The 13,293-nt window shown below is 35.8% G+C and carries 10 protein-coding genes and 4 tRNA genes; 9 read left to right on the forward strand and 5 right to left on the reverse strand.

What is annotated here, in order from left to right:
• The first annotated feature begins 49 nt into the window (after window positions 1-49).
• From alaS to rarD, 8 genes are all read left to right on the forward strand, one after another.
• On the forward strand, window positions 50-2,683 hold the full coding sequence (alaS, locus tag A9G17_RS04350) for an alanine--tRNA ligase (RefSeq protein WP_065737667.1): 2,634 nt from the start codon (window positions 50-52) through the stop codon (window positions 2,681-2,683).
• A 152-nt stretch (window positions 2,684-2,835) separates the two neighbouring features.
• On the forward strand, window positions 2,836-3,036 hold the full coding sequence (csrA, locus tag A9G17_RS04355; protein ID WP_025314757.1) for a carbon storage regulator CsrA: 201 nt from the start codon (window positions 2,836-2,838) through the stop codon (window positions 3,034-3,036).
• A gap of 126 nt (window positions 3,037-3,162) precedes the next feature.
• Window positions 3,163-3,255 (forward strand) — tRNA-Ser (locus A9G17_RS04360).
• A 19-nt stretch (window positions 3,256-3,274) separates the two neighbouring features.
• Window positions 3,275-3,351 (forward strand) — tRNA-Arg (locus A9G17_RS04365).
• Window positions 3,352-3,369: 18 nt separating this feature from the next.
• Window positions 3,370-3,446, forward strand: a tRNA-Arg gene (locus A9G17_RS04370).
• Between the two features lie 19 nt (window positions 3,447-3,465).
• Window positions 3,466-3,542: transfer RNA gene (locus A9G17_RS04375), tRNA-Arg, on the forward strand.
• A gap of 156 nt (window positions 3,543-3,698) precedes the next feature.
• The gene (serS, locus tag A9G17_RS04380; RefSeq protein WP_065737668.1) at window positions 3,699-4,991 is read left to right on the forward strand and encodes a serine--tRNA ligase; all 1,293 of its coding nucleotides are present in this window, start codon (window positions 3,699-3,701) and stop codon (window positions 4,989-4,991) included.
• 79 nt (window positions 4,992-5,070) lie between these two features.
• Complete coding sequence (gene rarD / locus A9G17_RS04385; protein ID WP_065737669.1) at window positions 5,071-5,967, forward strand: EamA family transporter RarD; 897 nt, start codon at window positions 5,071-5,073, stop codon at window positions 5,965-5,967.
• Between the two features lie 48 nt (window positions 5,968-6,015).
• Here rarD and pflA read toward each other — a convergent pair whose 3' ends face one another.
• The 5 genes from pflA to A9G17_RS04410 all read right to left on the reverse strand — a co-directional run bounded on the left by pflA (window position 6,016) and on the right by A9G17_RS04410 (window position 11,799).
• Window positions 6,016-6,774 (reverse strand): pyruvate formate lyase 1-activating protein, encoded by a 759-nt coding sequence (pflA, locus tag A9G17_RS04390; protein ID WP_065739083.1) that lies wholly within the window; start codon window positions 6,772-6,774, stop codon window positions 6,016-6,018.
• A 277-nt stretch (window positions 6,775-7,051) separates the two neighbouring features.
• Window positions 7,052-9,334 carry a formate C-acetyltransferase gene (gene pflB, locus A9G17_RS04395; RefSeq protein ID WP_065737670.1) on the reverse strand — a complete coding sequence of 761 codons (2,283 nt, stop codon included), beginning with the start codon at window positions 9,332-9,334 and terminating at the stop codon, window positions 7,052-7,054.
• Window positions 9,335-9,403: 69 nt separating this feature from the next.
• Window positions 9,404-10,252: a formate transporter FocA gene (focA, locus tag A9G17_RS04400; RefSeq protein ID WP_218059756.1), complete on the reverse strand. Its 849-nt coding sequence runs from the start codon at window positions 10,250-10,252 to the stop codon at window positions 9,404-9,406.
• Between the two features lie 198 nt (window positions 10,253-10,450).
• A complete protein-coding gene (gene mltC / locus A9G17_RS04405; protein ID WP_065737671.1) occupies window positions 10,451-11,521 on the reverse strand; it encodes a membrane-bound lytic murein transglycosylase MltC in 1,071 nt (356 codons plus the stop codon).
• Between the two features lie 8 nt (window positions 11,522-11,529).
• Complete coding sequence (locus tag A9G17_RS04410) at window positions 11,530-11,799, reverse strand: oxidative damage protection protein (protein WP_065737672.1); 270 nt, start codon at window positions 11,797-11,799, stop codon at window positions 11,530-11,532.
• A 216-nt stretch (window positions 11,800-12,015) separates the two neighbouring features.
• Between A9G17_RS04410 and A9G17_RS04415 the strand changes: the two genes are divergently transcribed.
• Window positions 12,016-13,227: an aspartate aminotransferase family protein gene (locus A9G17_RS04415; protein ID WP_065737673.1), complete on the forward strand. Its 1,212-nt coding sequence runs from the start codon at window positions 12,016-12,018 to the stop codon at window positions 13,225-13,227.
• Window positions 13,228-13,293 lie beyond the last annotated feature (66 nt).

The raw sequence follows: 13,293 nt of genomic DNA on the forward strand, positions 1-13,293 counted from the left end.
ACAGGTATATTACTATGTTTAAAAATTTATCGTTTATATGGATGCCTAAATGAAAAGCACTGCAGAAATTCGTCAAACTTTTCTTGACTTTTTCAATAGCAAAGGACATGAAATTGTAGCAAGTAGTTCCCTTGTTCCTCATAATGACCCAACGCTATTATTTACCAACGCTGGAATGAATCAGTTCAAGGATGTATTTCTAGGGATAGAAAAACGTCCTTATACCAGAGCAACAACGGCACAACGCTGTGTTCGCGCTGGAGGTAAACACAATGATTTGGATAATGTGGGTTATACTGCTCGACATCATACTTTTTTTGAAATGTTAGGAAACTTTAGTTTCGGTGACTATTTTAAACATGATGCGATTCATTTTGCTTGGGAGCTATTAACCAGTGAAAAATGGTTTAATCTTCCTAAAGAGAAATTAACCGTCACTGTTTATGAAACAGATGATGAAGCATACACAATTTGGGAAAAAGAAATTGGTATACCCAAAGAACGTATCGTGCGTATTGGCGACAACAAAGGGGCTCCCTATGCTTCAGATAACTTCTGGCAAATGGGTGATACAGGACCATGTGGACCGTGTACAGAAATTTTTTATGATCATGGTGATCATATTTGGGGAGGACCTCCAGGCAGCCCAGAAGAAGATGGTGATCGTTTCATTGAAATTTGGAACATTGTCTTTATGCAGTTTAATCGTCATCCTGATGGCACAATGGAACCATTACCTAAGCCATCGGTCGATACGGGTATGGGCTTAGAAAGAATTGCTGCTGTATTACAACATGTTAATTCCAATTATGAAATCGATTTATTTAAGAAATTAATTCATGATGCAGCACAAATAATTCAAACGAAAGATTTAGAAAGTAAATCTTTACGTGTTATTGCTGACCATATTCGTTCTTGTGCATTTTTAATTTCTGATGGTGTATTGCCTTCTAATGAAGGTCGCGGCTATGTTTTACGTCGCATTATTCGACGGGCTGTGCGTCATGGACATATGTTAGGTGCTAAAGGAATATTCTTCTACAAATTAGTTAAGCCTCTTATTGATGTAATGGGAAGTGCAGCAGTTGAATTAGCGAAAAATCAAAAAATAGTTGAAGATGCACTTAAAATTGAAGAAGAGCAATTCTTAAAAACATTAGAACGAGGATTGTTTTTACTTGATCAAGAATTGGTTAAAATCACCGATTCGGTATTACCCGGCGATGTTGCATTTAAACTTTACGATACATTTGGTTTTCCATTAGATTTAACCGCAGATGTATGTCGCGAAAAAAATATTACCATTGATGAAGATGGATTTAATCAATGCATGGAAGAACAACGTAAACGTGCTCGTGAATCAAGTGCTTTTAGTGTTGACTATAGCAATGTGATTAAACTTGATGATAAAACCGAATTTTTAGGTTATCAAGCTACCGAAGCATCAGGGAAAGTAATTGCCATTTTCCAAAATGGTAAAAAAGTAGAAAGCGCCAATGCTGGTGAAGAAGCTATTATCATCTTAGATAAGACGCCATTTTATGGAGAATCAGGCGGACAAATTGGTGATAAAGGTTTATTAACTTCTGCAAACGCCGAATTTACTGTTTTAGATAGCCAAAAATATGGCAAAAGCATTGGCCATATCGGTAACCTTGTTAAAGGCTCCCTTAAAGTTGGTGACTTAGTAACAGCGGCAATTGATATTGAGTTAAGAGAACGTATTAGACGTAATCATTCAGCTACCCATTTATTACAAGCTGCATTACAACAAATTTTAGGTAACCATGTTCATCAAAAAGGTTCTCTAGTGAATGATAGTTATCTACGTTTTGATTTCTCGCATAATCAAAGCATCACGCAAGAACAAATTGTTGAAATTGAAAATCTAGTTAACCAACAAATTCGTTGTAATCTACCTGTTGACGTTGAACTGATGCCAATAGATGAAGCTAGAAATAAAGGGGCAATGGCGCTATTTGGTGAAAAATATGAAGAGATTGTTCGTGTTCTAACTATGGGCGATTTCTCAATTGAATTATGTGGTGGTACTCATGTAGATAGAACGGGCGATATAGGTTTATTTAAAATAATATCTGAATCAAGCATTGCTTCTGGAGTTCGCCGTATTGAGGCAACCTCTGGGCAAAATGCGATGGATTTTATACACCATGAAGCAAATTTATTAAACCAAATTGCACAATTGGTTAAAAGCGATAAATCAGCAGTTTTAGTTCGTGTAGAGCAGTTGCTTGAACAAACTAAACTACTTGAAAAAAACATCGAGCAATTAAAGGCGCAAAAAGCTAGCCAACAAAGCGCACAATTAATTAATCAATGTGAAAAAATCAATAATAAAAATTTACTAATTGCTAAAGTTGAAAATGTCGAGGCAAAAGTATTACGTACTATGATTGATGATCTTAAAAATCAATTAAAAACAGGAGTAATTATTTTGGCTGCTGTTAATAATGACAAAATCAACTTAGCCGCTGGCGTAACAAATGATTTAATCAATATTGTCAAAGCTGGCGAATTAGTTTCCCAATTAGCATTAAAAGTAGGTGGTAAAGGCGGTGGGCGGCCTGATTTCGCCCAAGCAGGTGGAATGGATCTCTCAGCATTACCAGAAGCATTGTCTTCAATGAAAAAGGAAATCAGTAATAAATTACAAGCAAGTTAGCCAGATATATTCCAGTATTGGTTAATAAGATATTTATTAATCGAATATTTGAATATTTCTGTAAAATTCCGTCTTTCTGTCTTATTGATGGGGGGCTGACGAAGCTATATCTTAAAATTGTGATGTATACTTAACTGATATTAGGAGATCTAATGTTAATTTTAACTAGGAGAGTAGGTGAAACACTAATTATTGGTGATGATGTTGTTATTACTATTCTTGGCGTGAAGGGTAATCAAGTCAGAATCGGTATTAATGCACCTAAAGAAGTCTCAATTCATCGAGAAGAGATATACAATAGAATTCATCAATCTCAGAACAAAAATGATGAATTACCTGAGCCCAAAGAGTAATATTGGGCACGAAATAAACAACTAGCACGCGTAAGCAAAAAAATTGTTTGACTTATTTTTTGTAAAACGTAATATGTGCGCCACGACATTATGATTTTGTTGTTCAAGCAAAGTCATAATGTTTTTGGTGAGATGGCCGAGAGGCTGAAGGCGCTCCCCTGCTAAGGGAGTATGCGGTCAAAAGCTGCATCGAGGGTTCGAATCCCTCTCTCACCGCCATTTTAAAAAATTAAAATATGCATCCGTAGCTCAGCTGGATAGAGTACCCGGCTACGAACCGGGCGGTCAGGGGTTCGAATCCCTTCGGATGCACCATTTTAACAAATTCAAAACGCATCCGTAGCTCAGCTGGATAGAGTACCCGGCTACGAACCGGGCGGTCAGGGGTTCGAATCCCTTCGGATGCACCATTTTTTTACGAACTTACACGCATCCGTAGCTCAGCTGGATAGAGCACTCGGCTTCGAACCGAGCGGTCAGGGGTTCGAATCCCTTCGGGTGCGCCATTGCGGTTGAATCCCGATATAATTCTAGTATACTAAGCTCACAAAATTTAATATCTATAATCAATCTACTTTTTGATTTATATGTTTTGTTAACTATATTAGAATAACTGTTAAAGTAGAAAGATATTTCCTTATTAATGAGAATGGACGTTATTTATGTTGGATCCGAATTTACTCCGAAATGAATTAAATGTTGTCGCTAAAAAGTTAGCTCGTCGTGGATTTAAATTAGATGTTGATACTATTAGTCAACTAGAAGAAAAACGCAAAGTACTGCAAGTTGAAACTGAAAGCTTACAAGCACAGCGTAATGCTCGTTCTAAAGCTATTGGTGAAGCTAAGGCTCGAGGCGAGGACATTACAGCCGTACGTGAAGAAGTTAATAAACTCGGTGAAAAACTGAATAATGCTAAAGCTGAGCTTGAAATCTTACTAACTAAAATAAAAGATATCACCTCTACTATTCCGAATATTCCTGATGACTCTGTACCTGATGGTAAAGACGAAAACGACAATGTCGAAGTTTCTCGCTTTGGAACCCCAAGAACATTTGACTTTCCAATCCAAGATCATGTTGCATTAGGCGAACGTTTTGGAGGTCTTGACTTTGCTGCAGGTGTAAAACTTACTGGTGCACGTTTTGTTGTTATGAAGTCACAGATAGCTCGCCTACATCGTGCTATCACACAATTTATGTTAGACCTTCACACAGAGCAGCATGGTTATGCTGAAATTTATGTGCCCTATCTTGTCAATCAGGCCACTTTATTCGGTACAGGACAATTACCAAAATTTGCAGGTGACTTATTTCACACAAAACCACTAGATGAAGAATCAGAAAGCAGTAATTACGCCCTTATTCCAACTGCTGAAGTACCCGTAACCAATTTGGTTCGTGACGAAATTATTGATGAAAGCGCGTTACCTTTGAAAATGACTGCACATACTCCATGTTTCCGTTCTGAAGCTGGTTCTTATGGTAAAGATACTCGTGGTTTAATCCGTATGCATCAATTTGACAAAGTAGAGCTTGTGCAAATTGTTAAACCAGAAGAATCCATGAAAGCTTTAGAAGAGTTAACTGCACATGCAGAAAAAGTATTACAATTACTAGAATTACCGTATCGTAAAATTGTATTATGTGCAGGTGATATGGGCTTTGGTTCCTGTAAAACATATGATCTTGAAGTGTGGGTACCGGCTCAAAATACTTACCGTGAAATCTCTTCTTGCTCTAATATGTGGGATTTCCAAGCACGCCGTATGCAAGCGCGTTATCGCAATAAAGCTGATAATAAAACTTATTTAGTACATACGTTAAATGGCTCTGGTTTAGCTGTAGGACGCACGTTAGTTGCAATTATGGAAAACTATCAGCAAGCAGATGGAACAATTAGAATTCCATCCGTATTAGTACCTTATATGAATGGTGTTGAGGTAATTGGATAAATAAAATTTATCCCATTTCATTACATATAGATAATAGCGCTAATCATTAGCGCTATTTTTTATTAACAAAGGTGAAAAAATGATAAAGGGCGTTGCGCTTTCAATATTTGCATCATGTCTTTTTGGTTTACTCTATTACTACCCTGTTCTATTACAACCATTGTCAGTTGTTGATATTTTTTGTTGGCGATTATTAACCTCCTTTCCTGCAATAATTATATTAATTATTGTCGAAAAACAGTGGTCAGCTATTATCAATCTATTTATGCGAATTAAACAACAGCCACTGATTTTAATTGGTCTAATATTTTCTTCATTTTTGTTGACCATCCAAATGTTAATTTTTATTTGGGCTCCAATCAATGGACATGGATTATCAGCTTCATTAGGCTATTTTTTACTGCCATTAACGATGGTCGTTTTCGGGCAAATATTTTATAAAGAAAAGCTAAGTATTTTTCAAAAAATAGCAGTCGTGCTCGCCAGCATAGGTGTTGTTTTGGAAATTTATATAACTGGCGCTTTTTCGTGGGAAACAGCCGTTATTGCATTGGGTTACCCAATTTACTTTATGACGCGCCGTAAATTGCAAATAGAGGGCATTTCAGGGACATTTTCCGATTTCTTTTTTATCTTTGTAGGCTGTCTTATTTATTTTATTTTACACTATTCCTTTAATCAGGTTATAAGTGACCTATCTCACTTTCATATTTTTATTCCAATGCTCGGTATCATTACTGCCATTGCTTTTGCCATGTATTTTGTTGCTAGACGATTATTACCGCTTGGTTTATTTGGATTGCTGGGATATGTTGAGCCAGTACTGCTTACTCTTGTTTCGGTGTTATTTTTGCATGAATCGGTATCTAAAGAGCACATCGTTCCATATGGGCTTATTTGGTTATCCGTTTGTGTTTTGGCTTTAGAAGGTGGCATTTATCTATTACGTGCGGTAAGGCGCAAAAAATTAAGATAAATGCAAATAAGGCACCATTATAGGTGCCTATTAAGTATTGGTAGGTTATTACTTACTGAATGTTACTGGTTGACCATAACTTTCTATAATCGCTTGGATTCTATCAAGTGTTTCACGAGGAGGCGCTTCTACTCCTTGTAATTTGTATTCATCCCCCATGGTATCCCATTTATAAGCGCCCATCTTATGATAAGGAAGTAGTTCCACTCGTTCAATATTATCCATACCTTCAATAAACTTACCCAGTAAATGTGCTGAGTCGTCATCGTCCGTCCATCCAGGAACCACTACGTAGCGGATCCAAGTCCGTTTATTAATTTTTTGTAGATGTTTGGCAAATTCAAGCACACGTTTATTAGGTACTCCAACAAGTTTTTGATGGATTTCATCATTAACTTGCTTCAAGTCAAGCATCACTAAATCTGTGACTTCTAAAAGATCATCAACCGTTTGGTCTAACTGTCTAGCATAACCATTAGTATCTAAACATGTACTGATACCTTCTTCATGGCAGGCTTTAAACCATTCTGTGATAAATTCAGATTGTAAGGTAGCTTCGCCACCTGATGCTGTAACACCACCGCCATTAGGCATGATAAAACTTTTATAAGAAACAATTTCTTTCATCAGTTCTTCAACAGTGACTTCTCGCCCTGCTTTTAAATCCCAAGTGTCACGATTATGGCAGTACAAACAGCGCATTAAACAGCCTTGAAAAAAAACAATGAAGCGAATTCCAGGACCATCAACGGTACCAAAGGATTCAAAAGAATGAATACGACCTTTTATAGGTAGTTTCGTTGTCATAATAATGTTTTGTTCCATAAATATTCTCTAATAATTACTCACATTGCTTTTTGCTTTATATTTTTTTTCTTATTCTAACTCAGATAATACTTTGTATACACCAATTGCATTAATTGATATGTTTTGTTTTTCACTAAATTATAGAAAAATAACAACCATATTTAATAATGCTTGCTGTACTACGATTTTGTTAACTTTAAAACAACTATTTTTGCTACTTAATAAAAAAATAGCGCCTTAAAGGCGCTATTTAAGTTTAGTTTTTCAGTTAACCAAATTACATTGATTGAGTGAAAGTACGTGTAATAACGTCTTTTTGTTGCTCTTTAGTTAATGAATTGAAACGCACTGCATATCCAGAAACACGAATTGTTAATTGTGGATATTTTTCAGGATGTTCCATCGCATCTAATAATGTTTCACGGTTTAATACGTTAACATTTAAATGCTGACCACCTTCAACAGTAGCTTCATGATGGAAATAACCATCCATTAAACCTGCTAGGTTACGTTTACGTGCATCATCATCTTTACCTAATGCATTTGGAACGATAGAGAAAGTATATGAAATACCATCTTTAGCGTAAGCAAACGGAAGTTTAGCAACAGATGTTAATGAAGCAACCGCACCTTTTTGGTCACGTCCGTGCATTGGGTTAGCACCAGGTCCGAATGGAGCACCAGCGCGACGACCATCAGGAGTATTACCAGTTTTCTTACCATATACAACGTTTGAAGTAATGGTTAATACTGATTGAGTAGGAATTGCATTACGATAAGTTTTAAGTTTTTGAATTTTCTTCATGAAACGTTCAACTAAATCAACAGCAATATCATCTACACGTGGATCATTGTTACCGAATTGTGGATATTCACCTTCGATTTCAAAATCAGTTGCTAAACCATCTTCATCACGGATCGTTTTCACTTTCGCATATTTAATTGCAGATAATGAGTCAGCTGCAACAGATAGACCAGCAATACCACAAGCCATAGTACGAATAACATCACGGTCATGTAACGCCATTAATGATGCTTCATAGCTATATTTATCGTGCATATAGTGAATAGCATTTAAAGCTGTCACGTATTGTTTTGCTAACCAATCCATAAAGTGATCTAAACGAGCGAACACTTTATCAAAATCAAGATATTCGTCAGTGATTGGATCTTCTTTAGGACCAACTTGCATTTTTAATTTTTCATCCACACCGCCGTTGATTGCGTATAGAAGAGTTTTTGCAAGGTTAGCACGAGCACCGAAGAATTGCATTTGTTTACCAACGATCATTGGACTTACACAACACGCAATTGCATAGTCATCGTTGTTAAAGTCTGGACGCATTAAATCATCATTTTCATATTGTAATGATGAAGTATCAATTGATACTTTAGATGCGAATTCTTTAAATCCACTTGGTAAGTGTTCTGACCAAAGGATAGTCATGTTTGGTTCTGGTGATGGACCCATTGTATATAAAGTATTTAAGAAACGGAAAGAAGTCTTAGTTACTAATGTACGACCATCAACACCCATACCAGCGATAGATTCAGTTGCCCAAATTGGATCACCAGAGAATAATTCATCATATTCAGGTGTACGTAAGAAACGAACCATGCGTAATTTCATCACGAAATGGTCAACAATTTCTTGTGCTTCTTGCTCAGTGATTAGACCTGCTTCTAAATCACGTTGGAAATAAATATCAAAGAAAGTCGAAGTACGACCTAATGACATTGCTGCACCATTTTGAGATTTAACTGCAGCTAAGTAACCAAAATAGGTCCATTGAACAGCTTCTTGTGCCGTTGTAGCTGGAGCTGAAATATCAAAACCATATTTCGCAGCCATTTCTTTAATTTGACCAAGTGCACGATGTTGCTCAGCAATCTCTTCACGACGTTGCATAGTCATTGGTAAATCAACGCCATTTTCAAAGTCAGCTTGTAATGAAGTGAATTGAGCAAATTTATCTTGCATTAAGTAATCAATACCGTAAAGTGCCACGCGACGGTAGTCACCAATGATACGACCACGGCCGTACGCATCAGGAAGACCAGTAATAACACCTGATTTACGACAACGAAGGATATCTGGAGTATAAATATCAAACACACCTTGGTTGTGAGTTTTACGGTATTCAGTAAAGATTTTTTTGACTAATGGATCTAAAGTTCTATCGTAAGCTTTACAAGAGTTTTCAATCATCTTGATACCACCAAACGGGATAATAGCTCGTTTTAATGGTTTTTCAGTTTGTAAACCGACAATCTTCTCTAAATCCTTTTCGATATAACCCGCATCATGAGCAGTGATAGTAGAGATTACGCTTGTATCAAAATCAACTGGTGTATGAGTGGAGTTTTCAAATTTGATGCCTTCCATCACTTTGTCCCACAATTTAGTGGTAGCATCTGTAGCGCCAGCTAAGAAAGATTCATCACCCTCATAAGGTGTGTAATTTGTTTGAATGAAATCACGAACATTGACATTATTTTGCCAATCACCTTCTTTAAATCCTTTCCAAGCCTTTGCTTGTACTTCGTTTAAATTACTCATAATTATTAACCTCAGGTTTACAAAAATATCTATTTATCCTCTCCTAATATGAGGATAAATATCATAAAATCAATGTGGTTTACGTAAATATAAAGCCCAATATGGTAGCGCAACAGCTAAACCACCTAAAATATTCCCTATTGTTACAGGAATTAAATTATTTAAAACAAAATGCTCTACAGTTAGATCTTTAAATGTATCAGGTGATACCCCTACTGCAGTCCAAAACTCAGGAGATGCAAAATTATTAATTACAATTCCCATAGGGATCATAAACATGTTTGCAATGCTATGTTCAAAACCACTTGCAACAAACATTGCTACAGGTAAAACCATAATTAACATTTTATCAAGTAAGCTACGTCCAGCATAACTTAACCAAGCTGCCAAACAAACCATCAAATTAGCCAATAAACCAAGAAAGACGGCTTCAATAAAAGTATGGTGTAACTTATGATCCGCTGTTTGCAGGACATTTAATCCCCACAATCCATTAGCAACCATATATTGACCAGAAAACCAAATAACTGTTACAAACAGTATAGCACCAATAAAGTTACCAACATAGACTAAAATCCAATTACGGATCATTTTCTTCCACGTAACTTTATGAGTCATTTTAGGTAATATCGTTAATACAGTTGAAGTGAACAGATCAGCACCACAACAAACAACCAACATTAATCCTAATGAGAAACAGATGCCACCAACTAGTTTGGCTAAACCAAAAGCAACAGTTGCGGTGCCAGTTGTTACGGTAATATAAAATACGAAAGCTATAGAGATAAACACACCTGCAATAATAGCAGATAAAATCGTACTACATGGGTGTTTACTTAATTTGTAGTTGCCAAGATCTTCGGCAATTTGTGTCATTTGTGCGGGGGAATATGAATCCACAAGTTTATCGGTACTCAAACTAACATCCTCAAAAAAACTAGGGTTTTATGAGACGCATAGTATACTCAAAATTTGAAGTAGATCACGTTTTTTTTATTAAAAAATTTTTAAACCACAAAAATCTTATTTTTTTAAAGATATTACTGCCGATAAAACTATAATTTCATTCTTGGTTCCTTATCTTATCAGTGATAGCTATTATTATTTAACATAATATTATCTGTTATCTAATATATTACTTACTTTTATCAGATAGTTACGTGATTCTTGAGAAACATGTGATGTGACTAATTTTCGAAAAACTTGTTGTGGTGTCATTGAATTTATAATATCAATTGCGCGATCACGATCATTAGAAAATGTGCGCAATACACTACCTGCTCCACCATTATAAGAGGTAATCATTGCATACCTTAAAGATACAGGATTATTAATACCTGCCAAATATTTCGTTTTTAATAATGATAAATAAGCGGTACCCATATCGACATTATTACGAGGATCAAGTAAATATTTCCTAGTCGGTTCTCCTGATTTACCACGTAATTGGAAAATATCACGTCCTGCAGTATGCTGCTGAACTTGCATTAACCCAAGCGCGTCTGAGCGACTTACCGCATAAGGGTTAAAAGCAGACTCGACTTCCATAATTGCTAAAATTAAACGCTCATCAATGAAATAACGGTTTGAAGCTTCCGTCACCAATGGCAAGAATTTTCTTGCTCGTTCACTAATGTGATTCGGAACCAATTTAATTTCCACATAAGTAATGCTGTGCATGCCTGATGGACGAATTTTCAAGTTATTAGCCAACACATAATCAGCAAAATTATTCGCTCGACCACTCCAACGAATAGGTTGCCGTTCTTGGTCTAATACTTGATTGTATAAGAAAGGCTCTTGTGATAAATCTTGACTAATTTTATCATGACGTATGATATCGACAGGTTCGGGCATTAGTAATGTTGAAACTATTGCTTCTTTTAACGATTCTATGGGAGAATCAGACAAAGTTTCAATTGTTATCACACCAGAAACAAAGTTGATATGAACTCGAGTTTGTAAATTATCCTCATACTGAACATAATCTTTTGGACCAGCGATAAGGACTTCCTGAGGCCCCCAAATTTCTTCTATATTATTCGCATATTGACCAATTAAAATATTGAAAGCATTGGTGTCTTTAATGTAAAAATCTTCATTATTCTTAGATGAATTACCACCTGAACATCCATTTAAAAGGCTCATTGCTATAAACAACGTAATGATCTTTCTATTGTTTTTCATGTTATACCTCAGTTTTGGGGTTTATATCCATCAATAACAACTTCTTCACCTTCAAATAAAAATTTAATCATTTCCGCTTCAATCTGCTTACGATGCTCCGGATTCATCATATTAAGTTTATTTTCGTTAATTAACATGGTTTGCTTTTTGAGCCATTCTTGCCATGCAGGCTTTGATATTTCATTGAAAATACGTTTACCAAGTTCACCAGGATAAAGCTGAAAATCTAAACCGTCTGCTTCTTTTTTTAAATAATGGCAATAAATAGTACGACTCATTTTTAACTCTTTTAGATGCAATTAACCAACAGGATTCGATTATACCTGAAAATAATTAAAGAAAAGAAGTAAATTATTGAATATGTTTTGAATTTAAAATTTTTTTACAGATGAATATTAATTCATTATATTTGAATAATTATTTACTTTACTCTGCTATTAATTAGCATAAAATAAATGGTAATTTATTCAATAAAAACAGATAAGGATTTAACAATGCAGCCAAAGATCACACGCCAACTATTTGATAAGATCATTTTACCCGTTTATGCGCCAGCCCAATTTATACCAGTTAAAGGGAAAGGCAGCCGAGTATGGGATCAAAATGGTGAAGAATATATTGATTTTGCTGGTGGTATTGCAGTCAATGCACTTGGTCATTGCCATCCTAGACTAGTTAAAGCATTGCATGAACAAAGTGAAAAAATATGGCATGTTAGTAATGTTTTCACCAATGAGCCAGCCTTAAATTTAGCACAAAAACTTATTGATAATACTTTTGCTGATCGCATCTTTTTTGCCAATTCTGGAGCAGAAGCAAATGAGGCGGCTTTCAAATTGGCTCGCTATTATGCTATTGAAAAATACAATCCTTATAAAACTAAAATTATCGCCTTTCATCAATCTTTTCATGGACGAACATTTTTTACAGTCTCTGTCGGTGGTCAAGCTAAATATTCAGATGGTTTCGGTCCAAAACCTGCTGACATTATCCATGTTCCATTTAATAATCTTGATGCAGTAAAAGCAGTAATAGATGATCATACCTGTGCCGTTGTACTAGAACCTGTACAAGGTGAAGGTGGATTAACCTGCGCATCACTTGAGTTTTTACAAGGTGTTCGCGAACTTTGTGATAAATATCACGCCTTACTCATTTTTGACGAGGTTCAATGTGGAATGGGCCGAACTGGAAGCTTATATACTTATCAACAATATGGTGTAACACCTGATATTTTGACTTCTGCTAAAGCGCTTGGTGGTGGATTTCCAATTAGTGCTATGTTAACAACAGAAGAAATTGCAACAGTAATGCATCCCGGCGTCCATGGTACAACTTATGGTGGTAATCCTTTGGCCTGTGCGGTTGGTTGTGAGGCATTCGATATCATTAACACGACAGAGGTTTTAGAAGGAGTCCAAAAACGTCGTGCAATCTTTATTGAACAACTTGAAAACATTAATGATAAATTTAGAGTATTTCGGGAATATCGTGGTAAAGGTCTATTATTAGGTGCAGAGTTACAGCCAGAATTTTACCATAAAGCTCGTGATTTTTTAAATGTTGCAACAGAATTTAAAGTGATGATATTAAATGCAGGACCAAATGTGTTACGTTTCACTCCATCGTTAATTATTTCGGAAGAAGAGATTCGAGAAGGCATGATGCGATTTACAAAAGCCGTCGAAAAAGTTGTCAATGCTTGAGTTTTTCTATACAGTAGCGGCATTTAAATCAATTAAGTGCCGTTAAAGCATTTAAAGGATACTTTT

Source organism: Gilliamella sp. wkB7 (genome assembly GCF_001693435.1).
GTDB lineage: Bacteria > Pseudomonadota > Gammaproteobacteria > Enterobacterales > Orbaceae > Gilliamella > Gilliamella apicola_N.